This is a genomic window from Paenibacillus sp. MDMC362 (genome assembly GCF_003269305.1).
GTDB lineage: Bacteria > Bacillota > Bacilli > Paenibacillales > Paenibacillaceae > Paenibacillus_AQ.
This window is the reverse complement of the sequence record NZ_QLYT01000029.1, coordinates 19,492-41,954: the sequence shown is the minus strand read 5'-3', so window position 1 is coordinate 41,954 and position 22,463 is coordinate 19,492. Positions and strand designations below refer to the sequence as shown.

Sequence of the window (22,463 nt, the reverse complement as noted above, 5' to 3'; positions counted from 1 at the left end):
GGTGAATCTATATGAAAAAGGAATGGAGCGTACCTGCTTTGGAGGTTCTTGACATCAAAATGACCATGGCTGGTCCTGGTAGTGCAATTCCGGATGGAGTGCAACCGGATCCGGACGAAATGGTTCACACCAGCTAACATATAAAGTCATCATTTTCTGATAAAAAGAGCCCCTATACGCCTGATCGGGTATAAGGGCTATCTTTTTTTATTCGCATATTAATCATTGGAGTGAGGACCATGCTTCAAACGTTTAAGCCAACCACATATAAGGCCTTCGGGTTTTCCATTCATAGTGACATTCCACTGCCTGAGTTACAGCCCGTCGTCCTCCCGGATGATTATGCCGATATTGTCGTCCGTTATGCTGATCTGACTGAAAGATGGCTTGATGGATCGGATAAATCGAATAAAACATGGGTATGCACTGAAGATATGGTCATGTTCAGAGTACCCGAACTCGCTGTTTTTGCAATAGAGAAGGGGACGACCATCTCAGTCTCTCCAGAGATCGAGGCCGCGGAGGATAAAATCCGGCTGTACGTGCTGGGATCTTGTATGGGTGCCCTTTTATTGCAGCGTAGAATACTCCCCCTGCACGGGAGTGCGGTAGTCATTGACGATAAAGCCTATGCCTTCATCGGTCATTCCGGACACGGAAAGTCGACGCTGGCCTCTGCCTTTCTGCAGAAAGGATTCCAATTATTAACGGATGACATTATCGCTGTGACGCTGGACCAACAAAATATTCCTTACGCAACGCCAGCTTATCCTCAACAAAAGCTCTGGCAGGAAAGCCTTGATGTCTTCGGTATGGATTCCAGGCATTTTCGGCCCTTGTTCGAGCGTGAAACCAAGTACGCCGTCCCCGTCACATCCCAATTCTCCAATAATCCCCTGCCGCTGGCTGGCATTTTTGAGCTCGTCAAGACGGATTGCTGTCAACTACATATACGTGAGATTGATAAATTAGAGAAGCTGCCGCTCCTCCATCGTCATACCTATCGAAACCAACTTCTATCCGGCAGCGGATTAACGAAGTGGCATTTTGACCTCACGGCGCGTATGTCCGGGAGTATGGCGATGTACCAGATTCAACGTCCATTAAACGAACATACCGTGCACGAGCTAACGGCCATGGTTTTAGATGCCATAAGTGAATAAACAGGTGAACCTCATGGGTTGTTTCCTGAATCATATCCTCCAGCCCTCAAACACCCCCGATTACATAGGTCCCTCTATTTAGAATCCCCAAACGACAGGTTTGGGGATTCTTTCATTATCTACAGCTCAACCTCGACAAGTCATGGATAGTGTCCGTTACACCCTTTCGCTCGTGCCCAAATGGTAAATATTCTGAGAGAATCTAATTATGAGGCATCGGCTTCAACTGAAGTAGAAAGTGAAGTTTAGGTTATTCTGATCGGCATCTGTATCATCACCCTTTAAGCATCCAGCGGCATGCTCTCAATAGCCGTGAAGAATACATCCAGCAGCTCTTTGTCAAACGTTTGTTTTACGTACTCCGATATTCGAGCTAGCTCTTCCTCGCCGTTATATTCCAGGCATGCACGCCCTTCACACCACAATACCGTGCAATGAAATCGCTGCTTCACATGCTCAATAATATAGTCTTGCTCCACACATTCCCGGATCGTTGCTGCCAACCGTCTCACACCCTCTCTTGTTTTTAGGCTCTTGCATCATCCTTATTATTCGAATTTTAAATATTTTTTCGATGACATTCATCACATGTAAACCCGTTCAATCCTATCGATCTGCAAGCCGGAAACCCAGCTTCATCTCTTATAATAACCCGCTTCCAGCTCCACTTTGACAAGCTTCTGTCTGATCCATCATCCGTCGTTACCGTTCGTTTGAAATCATGAACACCCTTAACCCGCCTACGAATAGCCCTTCCTAAGCCAGCACATAATAAACTTCATAACCGAAAAAAAGTAAACAAGGAGGTGCTTTCCATTGAGCACGAACCAACCGGACAAGAACCTGATCAACACGGTGGAACAACTGGCAGAAACGCCTGTAAACAGCCAAGAGGCCCAGCAACAGCAACAAGCCCGGAACGATCGCCGGAAACAAGCGCTGCATAACAGCGATGACAAATACAAAGAAAATGAATCCAAGAACTATCATTAGGAGCGTCGGTGACAAACCTTACTGATCTCCCTTCCCAATGAGAAAACGTAAAAAAGCGACCCGTAACGGTCGCTTTTTTTATGGTATACATGCTACTTTTTTAGGTTCAAGTGTCACGATTTTATTACTTTTGTTATGATGGCATAGAGGTGAGTTCGATGATAATTCGAGAGAAATGTACCTGCCCATTGGAGATTGCTCATGACATTATAAAAGGCAAATGGAAAACCATGATCATCTATCAATTGAAAAATGGGAACACGTCCTTAGCCCAACTGGAGCGAGATATTGACCAGATCACCCAAAAGATGCTGCTACAGCATTTAAGAGAACTTATATCCTGCGGGATCGTTGATAAAATCAAAACGGAAGGGTATCCGTTACACGTAGAATACTATCTTACGGAACGCGGGAGGAAGCTGTTAGAGGCGGTACTGATTATGCAAGAGATCGGCATTGAATATATGGTGGAACGGGGGCAAACCGAGCTTCTCGACCGCAAAGGCATCAGTTATAAGTTATGAAATCATGATCACCATACCCACAAAAAAGTGGGTAATTCACCGTTCACGGGTCCGAAATTATAATACTTGTAGAAACCGATTTTACTACGAGTAAAGGAGCCATGAACCATGAATACAGCGTTGCTATTAGTAGACATTCAGAATGATTATTTTCCAGGAGGTAGAAATGAATTATTCCATCCCGATCAAGCGTTAACCCATGCTCAAGAAGCTTTGTCGCTATTCCGGGAAAAGAATTTGCCTATTGTCCACGTTCAGTGTATTCTTCTGGAGGATAACGCTACATTTTTCCTCCCCGATACCGAAGGGATCAACATCCACGATGGCGTAAAACCCCAATCCGACGAACAAGTCATCGTTAAGCACACGCCAGACAGCTTTTTTCAAACGGAATTGCAAGAATATCTTGAATCCATTAAAGTCACGCGGTTGGTCATTGGCGGCATGATGAGCCACATATGTATCGATTCGACCGTGAGATCGGCAAGTCGCCTGGGCTATGAAGTCCTATTGCTCAGTGATGCGTGCACCACCCGAGATTTAGTATGGAATGATACGGTAATTCCTGCAAAAACCGTCCATGATACATTTATGGCATCGTTACAAGATACCTTTGCACAAGTAGTCGACACGAGCAGACTTTACGATTTTATCTGAGGCGACTCGTATTAAAAGGGTACCCCTAGTCTGAACACTTTAAAAGGTGCGGACTACGGGTACCTGTTTGTAATATAATTTCCGTAAGCCGATCTAATATCCTCGCGAATATTCCGGGCTTTCTTTAAGATGGACGATATCATGACCGGTTGGATTCTGGAAGGCACGAAGCCCGAAGGTCGGCGCAACCGCAAAGATATGATCAAAAATATCCGCTTGAATCGATTCATATACTCCCCAGTTGGTATCATTGCTGAAAGCGTAAATTTCCAATGGCAGTCCGTTATCTCCAGGCGCTAATTGTCTTACAATCAGCGTCATATCCTTATGAATTTTCGGATGGTTCCGCAGATATTGATGGATATATTCCCTGAATACGCCCACATTCGTAAGCTGCCTGCCGTTCACTTTGCTTTCCGTATTAATCTGATGTTCGATGTTGTAGGCGTTAATTTCATTTACTCTGGTCGTGACATAATCGTAGTGAATCTTCTGAAATTCCTCGATCATTTCCTTGGTGCAAAAGCAGATACTGCTCGTATCGACATAAAAGCTTCGCTTAATCCTTCTGCCGCCGGATACCTGCATGCCTCTCCAATTCTTGAACGAGTCCGAGATAAGGGCGTAGCTTGGAATCATCGTGATCGTTTTATCAAAATTCATTACTTTTACCGTATTCAATGTAATATCGATGACGTCGCCGTCCGCATGATATTTCGGCATTTCAATCCAGTCGCCGACGCGCACCATATCATTCGATGATAATTGAACGCCTGCCACCAAGCCCAATATGGAGTCCTTGAAAACCAACATCAGAACGGCCGATAGAGCACCAAGCCCACTGAGGATGATCAATGGATTTTGCCCGATGAGGTTCGAGATGACCACGATGCCGCCGATGATGAAGAGAACGATCTTCACTACCTGAATGTATCCCTTAATCGGTCTGATCTTGGAAACCTCAAACGAACGATAAATGTCATCAAAAGCGTTAAGCAGCGCATTCAACACCGAGATCGTTACGATAATCATGTACGTTGCTGCAGCTTTTTCAATCAAAACTTGATAAGCCGGAAAGATGGACGCCGAAAAATAAATAATGATTGCCGGTACGAGATGCGACAGCTTGTGGAACACTTTTTTCTCTACGATGATATTGTCCCATGTGTACCGATTGTTGTTGACGATATGAATAATCGTCTTCAGCACGATTTTTTTGGCTATGAAATTAGCCAGCATGGAGATCACCGCGATAAATACAACCATGATCATATTCGAGAGATATCCAATGGTTTGTTCGCTCATGCCATATCCGTCTAGTTGATTTTTGATAAAGTCCATTGTTTCCTCCTGACGCAGTTTAAGATTAGCCTATTATTATAGAGGAGATTCTAGTACTACGCAAAGTTCAAGATAAGACATCGCTGGATTGATTTGGAAGGTGCTTGGTAAGTCTGTAAGGTAAACAAAAAAGAACACCGATTCGGTGCTCCTTAGTCTGATTCGATCCGATCTATTTCGTTTCCTTTCCGTTACGGCTGATCAGCCCCCGCAGTCGCTTCATGACAGACTGAATTTCGGTATCGGTCAACAAATAATATGTATTCACTGTCCAGGTCTCTCTGTTTTTCAAATGAAAAATCAGCACAGGTAATTTCGGAAGCAGCCACTTCCGAATGGAAGGGCCGCTGTAGCTGATGCTTGTAATCTCCGCCCAGGCTACGGTTCGCGTACCGTCTGAAATGGAATTTGGATCGTAGGTGAGGAGCTGCGTGTCTGATTTCAGCGCCTTTGGCAAGCTGACAACCAAATATCCTCCAAAAAACGGAATCCCTATTATGGCTGATGTGATGCAAAAAAACTTACGAATAAAGGAAGTATCCATAAAAAAAGCCGCGTACAACAGAAACAGGCAGGTCAGCACAAACAGTAAACTGCCAAGTGTTTTGCCCCATGCCACGGATTTTCGATAAGATATCGCGTTCATGAATTAACGCCTTTCAGAGAATAGTGTACAACCAAGCAGAATTTTTTGCTCATTCAGATTCATCGGGCACTCTTCACCTAATATATTAAATGGTGCACATTTACGCCTGTTAAGGCTTATTATACCACAGGTTAATGAGCCACCGACCCAAACTCGGGCTGGTGACGATCTGGGGATGGAGCCCTCTGTCCGTTCAATTTTTGTAGGCGGCTTCAAGTTCCTTTAAATCCTCGTCGAAAATGTCTTGGTAAGCCCCGTCTTGTTGGGGAAAAGCTAAGCTCGCGATAATGTCTGCCTTGAACGTCGACCCTCGATTCCCGTTGTCTTGCTCTGGCGAGATCCTGATCAGAACCATTCCGGTTGGATACCCATCCTGTTTTCGAACGAGGGTGATCCACGAGGTTCCAATTTCGGCGAGATCAGCAGGAAGGTCCCCGCAGAAGGGATTCCAGTAAAATTGCTCTTCTGCTTTCCTTGAGGTTCCCGTCTTGCTCATGCTTTCAAGCCTGCCCTCTATTTCCACGCATAAGTAGCCGGTATCGCCTGATATGTCATACACGATTTCATCGCTGCCGTTCAGTTCCAACGGAATACCCCGAGTGACGCTGATAGCCGGTGACCATCCTTTATTCCAAGGTATGGCGATCATTTCTTCCGCAGGTACGTTTACAACCTCCGGCTTTGCATCTTCTTCTGTCTTCAGAGTGCACCCGGCGCAAAGCAGAATCAAGCCAAGACCTGCACAGATGAACAGTAGTTTAAGTCCGCCGATTTTGTTGGGCATCAACTCGCACCTCCTGTGTAAATACTCTACCCCTTATATTATTCCATAATATGGGTCGAATTCTTTTTTTAGTTTACACCATTCTGATTAAAATGTAATATTTTTTCCTCATAGAACAAAGAAAGTAATTCCGAACTGTATTGAGCTGATACACAAAAAGCGACCGGTTACGGACGCTTCTTCATTATATGTATGGAAGGGGTCAAACCCTTTTAGTGCTCTTTTGAATTTCATCGTCTGAATCAACAAGGAACCTAGAAACGAGCTTTAAGGAGATGCGAAAAAGCAATATGCCACAAACGCACTACAAAATACGGAGCCGCCCCGGGTTTATACCGGAGCGGCTAGCCCGCGCCTCTTTACACAATCGCCCCTTGGGCGTACAGCATCTCCCTGAGCTGCGATGCATCGACTTCCGCCGCGGTGATTCCCGCCTTGCAGGCCAGGGCCGCCGCCGTGCCCGCCGCTTCTCCCGTAGCCATGCAGCTTGGCGTCAAGCGCGTGGTCGCCAGTGCTTCATGCGTGGTGGAAATGCAGCGCCCCGCCGCGAGCAGATTTACTGGCCCTCGGGCCACCAGGCAGCGGTAAGGAATGCTGTAGGACCCGTCATTCTCGATGGTAGCCTCCATGATCCCTTTGCCTGAGGGATCATGCAAGTCAACCGGATAACCACTTCTCGCAATGCCGTCTTCAAAATGTCGTCCCGTCACCACGTCCTCCATCGTTAACCGATACAGACCGTCGATTCGGCGCGACTCCCTAATTCCGATCTGGGGGGCAACCGAGGAAATGGAGGCCTCGGCAAATCCAGGCACCCGCGATTTCAAAAATTCCGCCATCATCAGCACCTGTTTGCGCCCTTCTTCCTCCGCCAAAGTCAGTTCCTCGACGTCGGTCGCGCTTAAGCCTTGTACCCGCGTACAGTTAATCAGCACCTCATCCTTCTCCGGTCCGATAAACAGCAGAACCTGATCGCGGTTGATCGGGACCTCGGCAGCCTTCCACTCCTTATAAAAGCCGGAAACCCCCGTGAGCGGAATACGCTCATTCTCTAGTTCGGCAAACGGCGTCTTGTGATAAAAATTGTCGGGATCAGCAAGCATCGCCTTCCGAATCGCCTCCACGTCAACACCCCGCATCCGAAATTTCATCGTCATCGGCTGCGACAGCCCGTCGCTTTCGCGCCCCTGAAGCGTCGGCGCTCCCGCCAGATAAGCGACGTCCGCATCCCCGGACGCATCGACGAACATCTTCCCGTCAACCTTGATTCGCCCCGATTTTCCAGTAAGGGTCACGGACTGGATGTATTCGCCTTCACGTCCGACTTCGTCAACGAAGCTGTGCGAGACGAGCTTCACCCCCGCTTCGCGCAGCATATCGACGGCAAGCACCTTATATATCTCTGGATGGTACGGCGTCAGCGTATTTACGAAACCGACGGTATCGCGAAGATGGCCGGGCGAGCCCCCTCGCTCCATCAGGCGCTCCACAATTTCCTGTGCAATACCGCCGATGACCCGTTCCCCTTGCTGTGTATGAAACGTCATCCAAGGATAAACTCCGGCAGCCGTAGACATCCCGCCGACAAAACCGTACCGTTCAATCAAGATGACGCTTGCCCCCTGCCTGCCGGCGGCAATGGCGGCGGCAATGCCCGCCGGCCCCGCACCTATAACTACCACGTCCGCCTCCATGATCCGTGTCCTGCTGTCCATCTCGTTTTACTCCTCCTTTTAAGCGTTATTTACGCTATTCCTTGAGACCCGTCATGGATACCCCTTCGACAAACTGCTTCTGCGCAAAGAAAAACACAATGAGCAGTGGTAATGTCGCCATAACCGAAGCGCTCATCAGCAGATGCCACGATGTCCCCGACTCGTCGGTAAACAGCGATAATCCCAGCGGCAAAGTCATCAGCTTACGGTCATTAATAAAGATCAGCGGATCAAAAAAATCGTTCCAGCTCGTCAAAAACGTGAAAATGATCAGCGTGGCAATTGCAGGTTTTGCTAACGGCATCATGATTGTGGAATAAATCCGCAGCCTCGAGCAGCCGTCAATCATCGCCGCCTCCTCCAGCTCCTTCGGAATCCCCAGAAAAAATTGCCGCATCACAAACACCCCGAACACACCGCCTGCGCCGAATATAGGCAAAATAATCAGCGGTAAATGCGTATTGATCCAACCCAGCTCACGCATAAACAGAAACATCGGAATGGCAATGACCTCATTCGGAATCATCATCGTGCTCAGCAGCAGCAGAAACACCAGGCTTCTCCCCCAAAAAGGAATTCGTGCGAAGGAATACCCCGCCATGGAAGAGAAAAGCACAGTGCCCACGGTAACCAGAAGGGCGATATATACGCTGTTGCCATAAAATAGATGGAACGGGATCGTCTCCAGCACTTCCGCATAATTCGCCCATCGTATCGGCGACGGAATCAGCTGCGGCGGAAAAACAAACACATCAGCCGGCTGTTTGAGCGAAGTCGAGACCATCCACACGAACGGGGTCATCATGACCACCGAAACGGCAAGCAGCAGCAGATAATGGAACAGGTTCCCGCCTGCCGGGTTGCCCCTTTTAGCAAATAGACTAGCTTTCATTCAGAACCCACCTTTTTCTCATCTGCCATTGTGCCAGCGTAAGCAGCAGGGTGATGACAAACAGCACATAAGCCAGCGCAGAAGCATATCCGAACTCGAACAGCTTAAAGGCTCGTTCCCAAATGTTGTAGACGAGCACCTTCGTGCTTCCAGAAGGCCCCCCTTGTGTCATCACGTAAATTTGTCCGAACACCTTCAGCGAACCGATAATGGTCATCATCAGGGTCAAAAAAATCGTCGGCGTGATCATGGGTACGGTAATTCGGAAAAAAATCCGCATTCTCCCTGCGCCATCGATTCTGGCCGCCTCGTAGAGCTGCGCCGGAACCTGCTGCAGCGCCGCAATGAACAAAACCATATTCAAACCGACATTTTTCAGAAGACTGGTCACGATAACAACGGGCATGGCAAGCCGGGTATCGTACAGCCAGGCCGGTCCGGTAATGCCGATCATACGCAGCAGCTGGTTAATGAACCCGGAGTCCGTGGCAAACATATACTTCCAGACAATCGACCAGACCACCAGCGAGGTCATGACCGGAATAAAGATCAATGTCCGGAAAAAGCCGGCTCCGCGAATATTTTTGGATAACGGGATTGCAAGCAGCAATGCCAAAATAATGTTCAGCGGAACAAGTCCGGCGGCAAAATAAAGCGTATTGCCCAGCACGCGCCAAAATTCCGCGTCCCCCGCAATCGTGCGGTAATTCTCAAATCCGATGAGCTTGGCCTCACCCAGCAGCGGCCAATCCGTAAAACTCATATAAAGCGCCATCATGAGCGGGACAAGCAGCAGCAGAACGAACCCCAGCACCATCGGCAGCACAAACAGCCAGCCCGCCAAATGGTCTCCGCGGTTTAAAGGCCTGGTCTTCCTTGCCTTCCTTCGAAATGGACGGCCGGGCCCTTCAGATTTTATCGTTTCAAGTGTGGTCATGTCGCTTTCCTCCTTGTGGGGCACCTCTACAGACGATCGATGGCATTCCGTAAAGCGGCAACCTCCTTGCGGATGCCTTCCGCTTCATTGCCCGTGACCACCGCTCCGACCAACAGCACCTTGACGCCGCTGTCGGCCAAGGCCGGGATATCCTCCGGCCCGATTTTACGCTGTGTTGGCACAATGACCGGCAAACCGCCGTGTGCCGCAAGCCAACGGTAATGAAGCAGATCGGCAAGGGTAAGCCTGGTACCATATTCATGGCCGGGAACGATGGAAGCCTCAAGCGCACTGATGCCGAAGGTCCGGCCTCCTTCCACGACGCCCCGGTCGAACTCGCTATCGATCGCAAACGTTCTTGCCAATCCCGGGGCCTGCAGCAGAAAAGCAGGATGATGAAAGGCATAAATCGAGTAGAAATCGACGCCAAGCTCAGGGAGCCGGGTGATTTCCTCCGCGTTTACCTCTTCCACCGAGCCTCCGGGCACAATTCCAAGGGGGCCGCTAAAGCGGGAGCGAATGTCCTTGAAAATGTCGGCATAGCTGCCCAGCGTGCCGAAGCGATTGCCGCTGGCCCGGTGCCCTACGTTGATATGAACTTTCAAACCGTCGGCGCCCGAAGCCAAGGCTGCCTCTGCAAGCTTGATGTCATTGGCCGGGAGGCTGACGAACAGCTGCAGCCCCGGCGCTTCGTTTAATGCTTTATCCAAACGATTCATGCCCGTTCCTCCTAACGAAGCTTCCACTATTTGCTCAGCAGAGCATCCACCTTGCTTTTTACCTCGTCCTGAATTTGCTGCGGTTCACCCCGCCCGGCAAATAACTCGTCAAAGCCTGTCAAAATCTCCGTGTCAATGTTTTGCCAGCGGATATGTCCCGGCTGCACAACTGCTTTAGGCATTTCATCGATGACCGCCTGCTTGATGTGCCCGGCATCCGGATTGCCCTCCACGCTCAGGAACTCATCCGAGTTCAACACCGATTGGCGCGGCGGCACGAAGAAGGCCGACGTTTTTTGGACACCCTCTTTGCCGGCAAGGAATTTCAACAGTTCCTTGGCTTCCTCCGGATGTTTTCCCTCTTTAAATAGCACGTAACCCGCCTGACCCATCATTGGAACGCTGCCTTTCGAGCCTGATGGCATTGGCGCAATGCTCCATTTGAAATTTTGGATTTCCCTGGCTTTGGATACAAAGCTATAGTTGTCGAAAATCATGCCGATTTGCCCGGATTCAAAATTAACCTGCTCTCCCGCCTTCGGGTGCGAGCCTTCTGTAAACATCATGCGCTTCAGCATGTCCAAAGTTTCAACCCCGTATTGATCATTCCAAGTGTATTCCGTCATCTCCGGATTAAAGGGTCCGCTCCCGTTTGACCAAGAATACGAAGCGAGAATAATCCATGTCTTCCAGTCACGGAAAAAGTTAGCCCCGTAAACGTTCGGTGAAGCAGCGCTCGTCTTGATCGTTTTTGCGGCTTCTTCGAACTTTTCCCACGTCCATTCTCCTTTTTCCGCAAGCTCATTTGGCGTACTTAAGCCCGCTTGCTTGAACAAATCTTCGTTGTAGAACACCACGCTGGGCGGAGTGGAAAACGGCAGTCCGTATAGCTTGTCGTCCTGGCGAAACAGTTCAAGCGTCGAAGGTATAATGTCATCGATGTCAAAAGCTTCATCCTGAACAATATCCGTGACATCGGCCAGAATGTCGTTGGCCATAAATTGCGGTACCATCCGCTCTGATACCCAGGCAATGTCGGGCAGCTCCTGGCCTGCCGCCAGCACGGACATTTTTTGCTGATAGTCCGCAAACGGGATCGTGTCAATTTGCACTTCAATATTCGGATGCTCCTGTGTGAAAGCGTCGGTCAGCCCTTTGTACAGCTCAAGCTGCGCGGGGTTTCCCCAGGTCGCAAATTTGAGCAGCACCTTCTCGCCACTGGCTTCGCCTGGCGTATTCTTCGGCTGTTCTTTTCCGGCGCAGCCAATGAGACCCACACCAAGTGTTAATGCCAACAAACCGGTCAACCATTTTTTCATATACCGCTTCCCCCTCTATATTGTTCAAGTTAAGGTTGTGATGAGGTTAATTATATTTACATATGGTCAACTAAAAAATCACTAAACGTTCAGAAAAGGTACGATTTTTTTAGTTTTTTTCTGTTCTTGTCCACAAAAAAAGAACTACATAACATAATTTGTTATGTAGTGTTACACACCGTATTGCTCCCGGTAGGTTCCCGGCGTTATTCCGATATGCTGTTTAAATACCAGCATAAAATGCTTCGGGCTTTGATACCCTGATAAACGGGCGATATCGTAAACCTTCAGGTTCGTCGTCTCCAGCAGCTTGCAGGCTCGCCGGATGCGCGTTTCGGCGATATAATCGGACAAATTGCCGCCCCCTTCCTGCTTAAAAAGCTGACTTAGATAGGAAGGATTTAAATGCACCATCTCCGCTAACGTCTGCAGACGCAAATCACCGTCGGGGTTTTCAGCGATATACGCTTTCAGCTTCCGGATCATCCTGTGCCCCTCGTTGGATGGCGGCCCCCCGTCCTCCTCACTTTGCGGCTCAGCCCCGCCCGCATATCGATTTGACGAATTCAAGGTTAGCCGAATCTTGTCCAAAGCAACCGTAAAATCCTTACGGTCTATGGGCTTCAGCAGGTAATCGGCGATCCCGAACTGCAGCGCTTTTTTAGCATATACAAAATCTCCATAGCCGCTGATAATGACTATCGGCATCCCATGGCCCGCGGTCCGCAGCTTTTCGACCATCTGAAGCCCGTCCATCTCCCGCATACGAATATCCGTAATGAGCACATCCACCACATTGCGTTCCAGATAAGTCAGCGCTTCCTTGCCGTGAGCGGCTTCATATACGACCTCAACATCAGGAGCCACACGGCCGATCAGATCGCGGATGCCTTTACGGATAATGTCCTCATCCTCCACCAACATGAGCTTGATCATTGATGACCTCCTACTTTTCTTGTTTCGCGAACGGCAGCGTCACGGTAAAAGCCGCACCTTGTCCCAAGCTTCCATCGATTTCGAAGTCACAGTCCCCGCCGTAAATCAACCGCAAACGCTGTTTAATATTTTTTAGCGCCACTCCATGACCGCGTAATGGCATCGCCGGCGTATTTGCTGCCACATCATCCCCGGCCTCTTCCAATGAAGCTTGCAAAGCCGCCAATTCATCCTCCGACAAGCCCCGCCCGTCATCCCGAATGGTCAACAGCACCTCATCCTCAAAACGCGCCACCGTAACGTATACCGTTCCCCCTTGCTCGCGGTCTCCAATCCCGTGCATAATCGCATTCTCAATGAGCGGCTGGAGCAGCAGCTTCGGGACCAAACAATCTTCCAACCCTTCTTCGATATCGAACATAGCCTGCAGCCTGGAACCATGGCGCATTTTTTGGATGCGAATATAGGACTCCGCCGTCTCAAGCTCCTCGCCAAGCCGGATGAGGCTTCGGTCCTGCTCCACTGCGCTGCGGATCAGTCGTCCCAAAGCCGTGGCCATTTCTGAGACGTCCTCATTATTGCGCTGCCGGGCAAGCATGCTGATCGACTCCAATGTATTATATATAAAATGGGGTTGGATCTGGCTTTGCAGTGCAGCTAGCTCCGCCTCTCTTTCCCTCATGCCGAGCACGTACACTTCATGGACGAGGCGGTCGATTTCCTCTACCATCCGGTTGAAGCCGGAACCGAGCCGACCGATTTCATCCTCAGTTACCGGCACGCTCTGTTTGAAATCGCCGAGCTCCACAAGTCGCATTTTTCGTACCAGCGTCCCGAGAGGCTTGGTCAGCTGATAAGAGAAGTAGATGGCTAAGGCCCCGGCCATAACGAGACATACCAGGCCGGCTAGGAGGGTGAAGTTGCGAAGTTCCTTGGTCTCCACAAGCAGGGTCGCCACCGGAATATAGCTGACGATATGGATATCGGAATATCGGGAATAGTTGGAGACTACCAAATACTTGCTGCCCTCCATATGCAGAATCTGGCTGGCCGTCTCCGAATGCCCTGAAAGCTCGAGGATCCGGTCCGAAAGCTTTTTGGATGCCTCCGTATCCCCATCTGCGGTCGCCGTGTAGAAAAGCTCTTCCCGGCTATTTTGCACGACGATGCCGCCGTTCTCTTCCAGCCTGACATTTTCGACAAGCTGTTTGAACAAGGTCTGCTTCAAATCGATTTTGACTAATCCGAGCGTCCGGTTGGTATTGGGCTCACGGATCAGCCTGGCTACGGAAAAATAGCTTTGATTGCCGTCCAGATAGTAAGAAGGCCGATGCGGCGGAAGCAGCACCCAGGCCCCTCTCGCTTCCACCACGCCAGGGTACCAGGGCTGTCGCTCCACGTCCGTATATGCAGCGATCGCACTAGGAGCCAGGCTCGAGAAGGTGTAACCGCTTCCGGCAAAAATCTGGATACTGTCAATCTCTGGCCTGTCGAAGGTCATGCTGGCGATATAAAGCTGCATTTTGGAGCGTTCTTCCACCGTAGGCTGCTGATGCAGACTATCCTCCTCCCTGTACTTGCGCAAGATGGACAGTACCCCCGAATCATATAAAGGCATCAAGCTCAATCTCTGCATCTCCATCAGGGTCCTGTCCAAATTCCGGTTGATCTGGTCCACCAATTGAGCAGTATAATCGGAGGTTCTTCGTTCAACGGAGTTGGAAAAATCCACGTAAGTAGCCACGCCCTGCAGGCTGAGCGGAATCGAAATGAGCAGCAGGAAGATCAGCAAAATTTTAGCACGAAGACTCCAGGACTTAAGCGGTTTGCACCTGAAAGACACGCTGGCCACCCCCTTCCGCCCGTCCCGTTTATTTTCACTTCATTGTACAGGAACATGGTAGGGATGACTACGGGATACGAATACAGTCAGCATGGAAATTAGACCGGACACTGAGAAAATTATAATTAAGAAGTCTTAAAAAGGAAAAATAAAAGCGACCGAATCACGGTCGCTTCACTTTTTTAACCGGAGTCTGCTCTACTCCAACTCCAAATAAAAGAGATTCGTTGTATTATCTTTAGTAATCGTATGCGCTCCTGGAGCAAGTAACACATTAACAATACCATTCGTCATTGGATAACTCGTTCCATCAATCTTGATCTTGGTTCCGTCTGCCGAATTAAACACTAGTGTTAATGTAGCCGGTTCCGTAGAGGTAAAGGTGATACGGGTCGAACTCTCGATTTTCAAACATTGGGCTAGCGTCAAGCCGTTATACACCACGGTTCCCTTCGTTGTTGAAAGATTCCCTACAATATCAAAAAAATCACTCGCCAATCCGGACGTTGTAAAGTTATGAGCCTGTTCCCCTGTGGATGGCTCGGGCTGGGGCTCGGGTTCCGGATCCGGATCTACCCCGCTTGAATTCCCGCCTACGGATACGAGTTGAGTGGTGTAGCTGCGTATTTTAGCCATAAGAGCTGTGTTAAGGGCATACGACGTGTCGTCAACGGAATCATTGAATTGCCACGTAAAGTCCCCGTTATTCAGGCGTCCGGCTTGTGCGGTAACAATTTGCTCCACATCGCTGACGTTATCAATGTCGGCGCTATTCACTCCCGTATCGACGGTTGTATCGAAGTTATTGTAAGCCGTTCCTCCCGCAAACGCTCTGTAAGAGCTTGGTACGGTTTCATTTCTTGACGAAGCCAAGTATGCATCGAATGAGGTTGCATTTACCGGAGCTGTCCCTGTATTGGAGTTTGCATAAATCAGACTGTCCGCATCTACGATCCTATTGTTATAGGCCTTAATCACGCCTCCGTCTTCGCCCGAAAATGTCCCTTCCCCTAAAGCATCCGTACCTTGCAAGGAGCTCAGCATCGGGTATTTGGCATGTCTAAAGTAATTGGATTCCACAAAGGCCGAAGCTCCCGTTGTCACACCGACCCCATATTTTGAGACCCCGTCATAGAAGTTATTATAGATGTGAACCGATCCCAATCGGATTCGTGGATGACGAGAGTCCGAGTGATCAAACCAATTATGGTGGAAGGTGACAAAGAATTCCTCCGATTCACTCAAACCGACCAAAGCAGCCTTGCCGGAATCCCAGTAGTGATTGTAGGAGATGGTAATATAGGTCGATCCTTTTTTCAGATCCGTTGAACCATCACCCTTGGCCTGGTCGGCATCTCCTCCTGCGGTTCCATAAAAAAGATCGTTATTATGCACCCACACGTTGACGTTTCCTGTATCCATGGAAATCCCGTCGTCAGGGAACAACATGAGTCCCAGGTTTCTTACTTCCACATTCCCTACGTATCTAAGGAGCAATGCCCACCCATGTGCATAAGCGTCATCTCCGATCCCTTCGATCGTCATATTCATTTCCGAATATTCGTTTTTGCCTTTTACTTGAAGGTAGCCGCTGCTATTCAGTTGTCCGCTCATGTCGTCATCTGTAACTGTTCCAATAAATCGAATAGCAAGAGGGGTTGTATCATATCCTTTTTGTCTTAGCGTCAAAATCTCGCCGATCCCCACGCCCGTTTGAACCCCGCCTGAGCTATCGATTTTCACATTAAGGGTGACGGTTCGTGCCGTTTCGGAGGTCACATAAATAACTTGTGCACCATCCTTAAGTGTTCCGTCATCATTGTAGGCACCCGAGCCTGTCTGGTATGGCGAGTCTGAGGAAAAAGCAAACCCCGATCGATCGTGCGGCGCAACGGATAGGTTATTCGAAACGGCATTTACCGTCGAACCGTCACTCAGCCTGGCTTCAACCCTCATTACATAATGTCCTGCAGCTAAGCCTACGGCGTCCGCTCTCCAATAGGAAGGGTATTGTCGAATCAGCTCATTATCGATTTGTTGATAGCTGGAATCCGGGGCGCCTGCTTGTTTAACATATACATTGTATCCCTCCGCATTACTTAGGGGTGACCATTCTATATACGCCGTTTCATTCCAGCCCCCACCACCGATGATCGAAAGACCGGCAGCATGGACCGTACTCTTATTCACCCATCCTCCCGCTATGAGAGACAGCGCCAGAGAAAGCAACAACACCATGCCGGTTACCTTTGCAACGCTTTTCTTCATTTCATCTCCTCCTTTTTTTATTAACTCGCACTTTTGTAATCGCTTGCAATAAATTGGAACTTTCTTATCAGCCCCCTCTCTTATGGACACGTCTGTCAAAACCAATGTCCTTGCTGAAAATCAACAAGTTTTGGAATTCCACCCACAGCTTATCAGCTGCTAGAGAAGTTCCGAAACAATCATTTACTCACACCCGGCGCATTTCGCGATATTCTGAGTTAATGATTATTCGTCAGGAAAATGACACCTACTCTTGGACAACGTCCTTGTTGGCATCGTCGTGAACGGCTGAAAGCTGCAGATACAAGGCGCAGATTGGGCTATATTTCAGGCCTCTCCGGACGCAAACGGAAAAAGCGACCGGTTAAGGTCGCTTTGGAGAGAGCTTCTAAAGCTCTATGGGCTGGCAGTATCGCATAGATTTTATGGAGGCGAACCGTGAGCTTGGCAGGATGTACGGCATGCCGCATTAAAGCTTACCCGTTATGTAACGGCGTAAGCTTTTTGTATTACTCTGTTATTCAGTTCGGCAGCGATTAATCGCGTACAGATTCTATCATTACCGCCATCCAGCATTGTTAAAGTTCATCGATTTGCGTTTTTGAGGACCCTGGTTCCGCTATTTCCTTATTTTCACCGATTTCGCAGCAATATGGGGACAAGAGATCCGCTATTGCGGGATATATCGCGAATTAATCCGTCATTATGGTAAATAGCGGATCCTCTGTCCGCATGAACTCCATAATGGGCCGGTTCTCGTAAAATTACGGATCCTCTGTCCTCATGATCTCCTTAATGGGCGGATATTCAGCATATAACCATAGCCTCTTCTGCCCGCATGAACACGAGAATGGGCCGATTCCCTTAAATAAAGGATCTTTACCCACTTCCAACGGAAAACGGTGCATTCTTGTTTATGGAAGTTTAACGCCACCATTCGTGATCTCTTGTACCTGTCGTCAAGACGGCTTCGCCGTTCCAGCTGTAATTCCGGGTCTCCCCGGAAATTTTCCACAGAGATGGACAGCTGTTATACATCCAGTCTAACGGCTCCGCTGCCGGAAGCGGACGGGAAGCAGCCTCAAAGGCCTGCTGAACCTCCCGCTTCTGCTGCCCGCTTAACTCCCTATGGTCAGCTGACACGAAGAGCGGCGTGCCACTGTTTGCCAGCAGATCGAGCCACTGACGATTAAGTTCCCAAGGCACTGCGGAGGTGATGCCTACGCAATCCGCGTCATGGCTGAACAAGGTTCCATGCTGAGGCATCCGGAAGGCCAGCGTATTCACGCCCATTCTGCGCGTTCTTCCCCACGATCTGCCGCTGGTATCATCTCCGGTGCGCTGAATTTCAAACAAGCCCGCCGCTAGGTGCCCAATCGTATTGCAGCCGATAATCAGACTGTCTTTCGAAGCCTCAGCAATCGTCCGGTACAAGTCGAGAACGATTTCGGCGGTGGTGCGGGAAGTATCGCTCAAGGCGTACGGCAGTGCATGGGCTTTTCCCTTCATCTGAAACCCCTATTGCCCGAACAGATCGAAGGTCGAGAAATCATGCTTGATCAGCTCATAACCCCATTCATGCATCCGACTCATCGTTTCCGCGACATATTCAAGCACATCCGGGCGGCTCGGATCTAAGAAATGCCCGCCTTTCGTGTAACGGATCCAGGATTCCGGCACCTTCTCCTGGGTCAGCAGCGGACGACACCAGATGCCGGGTCTGACGCCAGCTTGCTTCATTTCATTCGCCAATCCCGCCATGTCGGGAAAATCACGATTTCCTATCCATGGACCCCCGTTGCAGGTGCCGGAGCTGAGCTGCCAGCCATCATCGATGACCATAAACGGACGATTCGATAAGCCCTCCGCCATGGCGGAAATAAACATCGAATCCTCTACAATTTGATGATGAGAGCTCTTGCCGTAGGCATAATACCAGTTGTTGCCCCCATATACCGGAACGCTTGGCAGCACCGGCTGGTCACACATGGAGCTGCACAGGATTCGGGTCGTCTCATACGGCGTCATATTCTCGCCTCCATGGACCTGCACGAGATCGGCGAATTTGAGAATCCGGTTCCCGAGGGTGACGCCTTGACTGCCGCTGCTTACGTCCGCCGTCAGCGTCACGCCATCCGCGTCTACCTGCCAGCAGCACATCGATCCGGCCCCGGTTTTCACGCCGAACCCGGCCGTCGACAAGCCGTCGTGAATCATGAAATACCATGGCATCACGCGTTCCGGCTGCAGGCCGGACCAGCCCATGTCTCCGTAGCCGCGTTCCCAGTGATCTCCGAACAGCATTACCGGTTTGGCGAAACGGTGGTTCCAACGAATGCGTATGGTATGCACCGCCAGCTCTTTGGATTCCAGATAAAGTCCCATTTCCGTCGCCGTTTCCCGCAGCTTCATGGTCACCGCGACATGTCCCGCGCTCCACACCGAATCCGCCGCAGGCATCAGCTTCTCCCACCCCTGTTCCGTCTCGGCCAGCATCAACGAAGGTGACTTGAATACATTCAAATCCAACTTCTTCACTTCCTTCCAAACATTTAACGTATTTGCGAATTTACCCCTTGATCCCCGTCATCGCAATGCCTTCAATGAAGTACTTCTGGGCGAAAAAAAATAGGATGAGCACCGGAGCGCTGACCATGGTCGCAGCTGCCATCATTGCTCCCCAATCGCCGTCCCCGTACTGGTTCTGAAAAGAGCTGAGCCCTACCTGCACGGTGCGCAGTTCGTCGCTATTCGTGACGATCAGCGGCCAGAAGAAATTGTTCCAGGTCCCCATAAACGTGAAAATTCCCAACGTCGCTACAGCCGGCTTCAGAAGCGGCGTGACGATCGAAGCCAGGATACGCATGTGACCTCCGCCTTCAATCAGGCCCGACTCGATCAGCTCTGTCGGGATGCCCGTAATGAACTGCCGCATCAGGAAGCAGCCGAAGGCGCTGGTAAGACCGGGAATGATCAGGCCCGAGTACGTATCCACCCAGTTCATTTGCGACAGTATCATAAATACCGGAATGATCGTTACCTGCGAAGGTACCATCATCGTCCCGATGTAAGCCAGGAAAAGCGTCTTTCTCCCCTTGAACTCCAGCTTTGAAAAAGCATATCCGCTCGCAACCGACGTAATCAGAACGCCTGCGACGGTACTCACTGTATAGAAAACGGTATTCAAAAAGTATCGATTCCAGGGTGCCATCTCCCAAGCCGTTGTGTAGTTGGACCAGGCAAATTCGGTCGGAATCCACTTGGGCGGGTACACGAATACTTCACCCGGCGTCTTGATCGAAGTCGTGATCATCCATACCAATGGCATTAGGGTGGTCACGACCGTCAAGAACAGGATTCCATACACGACAAGCATCCCGATCATGTGTGTTGGTCTTCTCATCCGTTAAACCTCCTACAACTCAATCCTCTTTCTTCTGATACGAGTTCCACTGCCAGATCGTGATCGCGAACAGCAGAATAAACAGCAGCACGCTCACTGCCGAAGCCCTGCCGATTTTGAAAAACTCAAACGCGTATTGGTAGATGTAATAGGCAATCATATTCGTCTGGTTCATCGGACCGCCATTCGTCAGGGCATAAATCTCCCCGAAGGTCTGGAAGGAACCGCTGATAGACGTTATCAAAATAAAAAATGTGGCTGGTCTCAGCCCCGGAATCGTAATGCGGAAAAATTTCTGGACCGCATTCGCTCCGTCGATTTCCGCAGCTTCATATAAGGATCTGGACACGCCCTGCAGCGCAGCCAGATAGATGACCATGTTATAGCCGAACGACTTCCAGATCGAGAAAATGATGACGGACAGCATCGCCGTATCGGGCGAGACAAGCCATTGAAAGGGATGGCTCGGATTTCCGATCCCGATCTTCTCCAGAAAATAATTCAGAAGTCCGTAACTCGGTTCATAAATCCATATCCAAACCTGCGCTACGGCGATAATCGGAAGGATGGAAGGAAGAAAGAATGCCGCGCGCATCAGCTTTCGGCCTTTGATTTTGCTGTTGAGCAGCACGGCCACCACGATCGCAATGGCCATGGAGAAGGCCACCGTAAATATCGTGAATACGGTCGTATTGACGATGGATTTGGTAAACACGGGATCCGCAAAAGATTGCGTGTAGTTTTCCAGGCCGACGAACGTGAATTGGTTCGCAAACAAATCGACCTCGGTAAAACTCAAATAAAACGAATAAAATATGGCGAACAGCGTAAATACCGCAATCCAGATGACATTAGGAGCGATCAGCACCCATGCGACCGCCGCATCCTTGCCGAACATACGCTTAAACCGTTTCATGTTTGCACCACCTCGCACGCGCTTAATCTGGAATAGAGGGTAAGGAGATAGGATGGCGTGTCTTCACATCCAATCTCCCGCCTCCTGAGTCTATTTAGATGAGGACCATGTTTTCAGTAATGGCTTGCTTTCCTCATATGCTCGCTTCATGGCTTCTTCAGCCATTTCTTTGTTATGCATGGCAGCTTCGATATGCGAAGTGATCACCTCCGTAATTTCCGTAAGGGTGAGCACGTTATAAGGTTGGTACCTGCCGTATTCGTATCCATCGATATGAACTTGAATGTCCGGATTCTCCTTAACGAAATCCTTCCAGGCTACTGTATCCGAGCTGCTCTTCCGAATCGGAATCGAACCGTAGCCGACCGCGAATTCAGCCGTTTTTTCCGGCGTGGACAACCAGGTCAGAAAATCCCAGGCCGCCTTTTCCTTTTCGGGAGTCGTTTTGAAAATAAAATTGTTCGTGCCGCCCAGAATCGTCGCCTTGCCCTTCGTTCCTTCCGGCAGCGGCGCAATGCCGTAGTCCAGCTTTTCGTTAGCATTCAGCGTCGGAATCGACCAAGGTCCCGAGATGTTCATCGCGATCATGCCGGACTGGAACCCGTTTTGCGGCGGCGAAAGGCTGGCCACTTTATACTTGTTGATCAGGTCGGCGAAGAACTGAGTTGCTGCGATGCCGCCTTCTCCGTTAAACTGCAGCTCCGTACCTTCCGCATTGACATAGTCGCCCCCGGCCTGCCACATAAAGGGTGCCCAAGCGGCATCCAGTGCTCCGCCCTGCGTCGTCGGCAGGGACATTCCCCATCTCTTTTTAGCAGGGTCCGTCAGCTTCTGTGCTGCTACGACCAGCTCATCCCAAGTTTTCGGCGGAGTAACGCCCGCTTCATCAAACAGCTTTTTATTGTAATAGAGCGCACGATTATTTGTCTCGATCGGAATGCCGTAGGTCACACCGTCAAATCGCACATTGCCGTCAATCAGACCGTTCAGGAAATCATCCTCGTTCCACTTGTCCGGCTCGGCCTGGATGAAATCATCCAGCGGTTTGACGACATCCTTAAGCGGTCCCAACCACATCGGCCACATCAGCATCCCGACTTCCGGCAGTGCATTGCCTGCAGCCGCTGCCGTTAATTTGGTCACCATATTGTCCGTATCCACGAATACGAGCTTCACTGTGGCATTGGACTGCGACTCGTTATATTTTTTAACGATATTTTCTAAAAATTTCGCGCTTTCTCCCGATGCGCCATGCCAAGCCGTAATCGTCACTCTTTTACCTGAAGCCGCCTGATCGGTGCCGGTAAATCCCTCTTTGCTCGAAGATCCGGAGCATGCCGATAATAGGGCCAGCAGCATGGCTGCAACCAGTGATAAAGCCAGTCCTTTACAATTTTTGATCACTCG

Annotated in this window: 22 protein-coding genes; 5 read left to right on the top strand and 17 right to left on the bottom strand. The window is 49.8% G+C overall.

Translation table 11 applies throughout. The features are described from left to right. The first annotated feature begins 11 nt into the window (after window positions 1-11). Together DP091_RS15080 and DP091_RS15075 are read left to right on the top strand one after the other, a co-directional pair. Window positions 12-137, top strand: a complete 126-nt coding sequence (locus DP091_RS15080; protein ID WP_106426994.1) for a paeninodin family lasso peptide — start codon at window positions 12-14, stop codon at window positions 135-137. Window positions 138-239: 102 nt separating this feature from the next. Continuing rightward, a complete protein-coding gene (locus tag DP091_RS15075) occupies window positions 240-1,163 on the top strand; it encodes a phosphoenolpyruvate carboxykinase (ATP) (RefSeq protein ID WP_113059067.1) in 924 nt (307 codons plus the stop codon). Between the two features lie 281 nt (window positions 1,164-1,444). Here DP091_RS15075 and DP091_RS15070 read toward each other — a convergent pair whose 3' ends face one another. Further along, window positions 1,445-1,666 carry a hypothetical protein gene (locus DP091_RS15070; RefSeq protein WP_113059066.1) on the bottom strand — a complete coding sequence of 74 codons (222 nt, stop codon included), beginning with the start codon at window positions 1,664-1,666 and terminating at the stop codon, window positions 1,445-1,447. Between the two features lie 313 nt (window positions 1,667-1,979). On the opposite strand from DP091_RS15070, the gene DP091_RS31350 reads away from it, so the two are divergent. The 3 genes from DP091_RS31350 (at window position 1,980) to DP091_RS15060 (ending at window position 3,337) form a co-directional block, all read left to right on the top strand. Next, window positions 1,980-2,156 carry a hypothetical protein gene (locus tag DP091_RS31350; protein WP_181469815.1) on the top strand — a complete coding sequence of 59 codons (177 nt, stop codon included), beginning with the start codon at window positions 1,980-1,982 and terminating at the stop codon, window positions 2,154-2,156. 158 nt (window positions 2,157-2,314) lie between these two features. Beyond that, window positions 2,315-2,680 carry a winged helix-turn-helix transcriptional regulator gene (locus DP091_RS15065; RefSeq protein WP_113059065.1) on the top strand — a complete coding sequence of 122 codons (366 nt, stop codon included), beginning with the start codon at window positions 2,315-2,317 and terminating at the stop codon, window positions 2,678-2,680. A gap of 108 nt (window positions 2,681-2,788) precedes the next feature. Continuing rightward, window positions 2,789-3,337, top strand: a complete 549-nt coding sequence (locus tag DP091_RS15060) for a cysteine hydrolase family protein (RefSeq protein ID WP_113059064.1) — start codon at window positions 2,789-2,791, stop codon at window positions 3,335-3,337. 93 nt (window positions 3,338-3,430) lie between these two features. On the opposite strand, the gene DP091_RS15055 is transcribed toward DP091_RS15060, so the two are convergent. The 16 genes from DP091_RS15055 to DP091_RS14985 form a co-directional block, all read right to left on the bottom strand. Next, window positions 3,431-4,678, bottom strand: a complete 1,248-nt coding sequence (locus tag DP091_RS15055) for a mechanosensitive ion channel family protein (RefSeq protein WP_113059063.1) — start codon at window positions 4,676-4,678, stop codon at window positions 3,431-3,433. Window positions 4,679-4,850: 172 nt separating this feature from the next. Further along, on the bottom strand, window positions 4,851-5,324 hold the full coding sequence (locus DP091_RS15050) for a DUF5381 family protein (protein ID WP_113059062.1): 474 nt from the start codon (window positions 5,322-5,324) through the stop codon (window positions 4,851-4,853). 193 nt (window positions 5,325-5,517) lie between these two features. After that, window positions 5,518-6,108 carry a hypothetical protein gene (locus DP091_RS15045; RefSeq protein WP_113059061.1) on the bottom strand — a complete coding sequence of 197 codons (591 nt, stop codon included), beginning with the start codon at window positions 6,106-6,108 and terminating at the stop codon, window positions 5,518-5,520. Between the two features lie 359 nt (window positions 6,109-6,467). Further along, window positions 6,468-7,823, bottom strand: a complete 1,356-nt coding sequence (locus tag DP091_RS15040; protein WP_113059060.1) for an FAD-dependent oxidoreductase — start codon at window positions 7,821-7,823, stop codon at window positions 6,468-6,470. Between the two features lie 34 nt (window positions 7,824-7,857). After that, complete coding sequence (locus DP091_RS15035) at window positions 7,858-8,715, bottom strand: carbohydrate ABC transporter permease (protein WP_071219263.1); 858 nt, start codon at window positions 8,713-8,715, stop codon at window positions 7,858-7,860. Continuing rightward, window positions 8,705-9,652 (bottom strand): carbohydrate ABC transporter permease, encoded by a 948-nt coding sequence (locus DP091_RS15030; RefSeq protein WP_113059059.1) that lies wholly within the window; start codon window positions 9,650-9,652, stop codon window positions 8,705-8,707. Before DP091_RS15030 ends, DP091_RS15035 begins: the two co-directional genes overlap by 11 nt. A 26-nt stretch (window positions 9,653-9,678) precedes the next feature. Then, on the bottom strand, window positions 9,679-10,371 hold the full coding sequence (locus tag DP091_RS15025; RefSeq protein ID WP_113059058.1) for a hypothetical protein: 693 nt from the start codon (window positions 10,369-10,371) through the stop codon (window positions 9,679-9,681). 26 nt (window positions 10,372-10,397) lie between these two features. Then, window positions 10,398-11,690, bottom strand: coding sequence for an ABC transporter substrate-binding protein (locus DP091_RS15020; RefSeq protein WP_071219266.1), 1,293 nt, complete (start codon window positions 11,688-11,690; stop codon window positions 10,398-10,400). A 171-nt stretch (window positions 11,691-11,861) separates the two neighbouring features. Further along, the gene (locus tag DP091_RS15015; protein ID WP_113059057.1) at window positions 11,862-12,626 is read right to left on the bottom strand and encodes a response regulator transcription factor; all 765 of its coding nucleotides are present in this window, start codon (window positions 12,624-12,626) and stop codon (window positions 11,862-11,864) included. 10 nt (window positions 12,627-12,636) lie between these two features. Then, window positions 12,637-14,469, bottom strand: coding sequence for a cache domain-containing sensor histidine kinase (locus tag DP091_RS15010; protein WP_113059056.1), 1,833 nt, complete (start codon window positions 14,467-14,469; stop codon window positions 12,637-12,639). Between the two features lie 198 nt (window positions 14,470-14,667). Then, a complete protein-coding gene (locus DP091_RS15005) occupies window positions 14,668-16,737 on the bottom strand; it encodes a pectate lyase family protein (protein ID WP_113059055.1) in 2,070 nt (689 codons plus the stop codon). A 924-nt stretch (window positions 16,738-17,661) separates the two neighbouring features. Beyond that, window positions 17,662-18,246: a hypothetical protein gene (locus DP091_RS31600; RefSeq protein ID WP_220091172.1), complete on the bottom strand. Its 585-nt coding sequence runs from the start codon at window positions 18,244-18,246 to the stop codon at window positions 17,662-17,664. Window positions 18,247-18,255: 9 nt separating this feature from the next. Continuing rightward, on the bottom strand, window positions 18,256-19,266 hold the full coding sequence (locus tag DP091_RS31595; protein WP_220091171.1) for an alpha-amylase family protein: 1,011 nt from the start codon (window positions 19,264-19,266) through the stop codon (window positions 18,256-18,258). Window positions 19,267-19,306: 40 nt separating this feature from the next. Next, window positions 19,307-20,140, bottom strand: a complete 834-nt coding sequence (locus tag DP091_RS14995) for a carbohydrate ABC transporter permease (RefSeq protein WP_113059054.1) — start codon at window positions 20,138-20,140, stop codon at window positions 19,307-19,309. Between the two features lie 19 nt (window positions 20,141-20,159). Beyond that, complete coding sequence (locus tag DP091_RS14990) at window positions 20,160-21,056, bottom strand: carbohydrate ABC transporter permease (protein ID WP_113059053.1); 897 nt, start codon at window positions 21,054-21,056, stop codon at window positions 20,160-20,162. A gap of 90 nt (window positions 21,057-21,146) precedes the next feature. After that, window positions 21,147-22,460: an ABC transporter substrate-binding protein gene (locus DP091_RS14985; RefSeq protein WP_113059052.1), complete on the bottom strand. Its 1,314-nt coding sequence runs from the start codon at window positions 22,458-22,460 to the stop codon at window positions 21,147-21,149. Between the last annotated feature and the right edge of the window lie 3 nt (window positions 22,461-22,463).

What these genes read in the sequence shown, in the direction of transcription:
- DP091_RS14995 (WP_113059054.1), bottom strand. Translation starts at nt 20,140, where the DNA reads ATGAGAAGACCAACACACATGATCGGGATGCTTGTCGTGTATGGAATC.
- DP091_RS15005 (WP_113059055.1), bottom strand. Translation starts at nt 16,737, where the DNA reads ATGAAGAAAAGCGTTGCAAAGGTAACCGGCATGGTGTTGTTGCTTTCT.
- DP091_RS15045 (WP_113059061.1), bottom strand. Translation starts at nt 6,108, where the DNA reads ATGCCCAACAAAATCGGCGGACTTAAACTACTGTTCATCTGTGCAGGT.
- DP091_RS15075 (WP_113059067.1), top strand. Translation starts at nt 240, where the DNA reads ATGCTTCAAACGTTTAAGCCAACCACATATAAGGCCTTCGGGTTTTCC.
- DP091_RS15050 (WP_113059062.1), bottom strand. Translation starts at nt 5,324, where the DNA reads ATGAACGCGATATCTTATCGAAAATCCGTGGCATGGGGCAAAACACTT.
- DP091_RS15065 (WP_113059065.1), top strand. Translation starts at nt 2,315, where the DNA reads ATGATAATTCGAGAGAAATGTACCTGCCCATTGGAGATTGCTCATGAC.
- DP091_RS15035 (WP_071219263.1), bottom strand. Translation starts at nt 8,715, where the DNA reads ATGAAAGCTAGTCTATTTGCTAAAAGGGGCAACCCGGCAGGCGGGAAC.
- DP091_RS15040 (WP_113059060.1), bottom strand. Translation starts at nt 7,823, where the DNA reads ATGGACAGCAGGACACGGATCATGGAGGCGGACGTGGTAGTTATAGGT.
- DP091_RS15060 (WP_113059064.1), top strand. Translation starts at nt 2,789, where the DNA reads ATGAATACAGCGTTGCTATTAGTAGACATTCAGAATGATTATTTTCCA.
- DP091_RS15025 (WP_113059058.1), bottom strand. Translation starts at nt 10,371, where the DNA reads ATGAATCGTTTGGATAAAGCATTAAACGAAGCGCCGGGGCTGCAGCTG.
- DP091_RS31600 (WP_220091172.1), bottom strand. Translation starts at nt 18,246, where the DNA reads ATGAAGGGAAAAGCCCATGCACTGCCGTACGCCTTGAGCGATACTTCC.
- DP091_RS15030 (WP_113059059.1), bottom strand. Translation starts at nt 9,652, where the DNA reads ATGACCACACTTGAAACGATAAAATCTGAAGGGCCCGGCCGTCCATTT.
- DP091_RS14990 (WP_113059053.1), bottom strand. Translation starts at nt 21,056, where the DNA reads ATGAAACGGTTTAAGCGTATGTTCGGCAAGGATGCGGCGGTCGCATGG.
- DP091_RS15015 (WP_113059057.1), bottom strand. Translation starts at nt 12,626, where the DNA reads ATGATCAAGCTCATGTTGGTGGAGGATGAGGACATTATCCGTAAAGGC.
- DP091_RS15055 (WP_113059063.1), bottom strand. Translation starts at nt 4,678, where the DNA reads ATGGACTTTATCAAAAATCAACTAGACGGATATGGCATGAGCGAACAA.
- DP091_RS15020 (WP_071219266.1), bottom strand. Translation starts at nt 11,690, where the DNA reads ATGAAAAAATGGTTGACCGGTTTGTTGGCATTAACACTTGGTGTGGGT.
- DP091_RS15080 (WP_106426994.1), top strand. Translation starts at nt 12, where the DNA reads ATGAAAAAGGAATGGAGCGTACCTGCTTTGGAGGTTCTTGACATCAAA.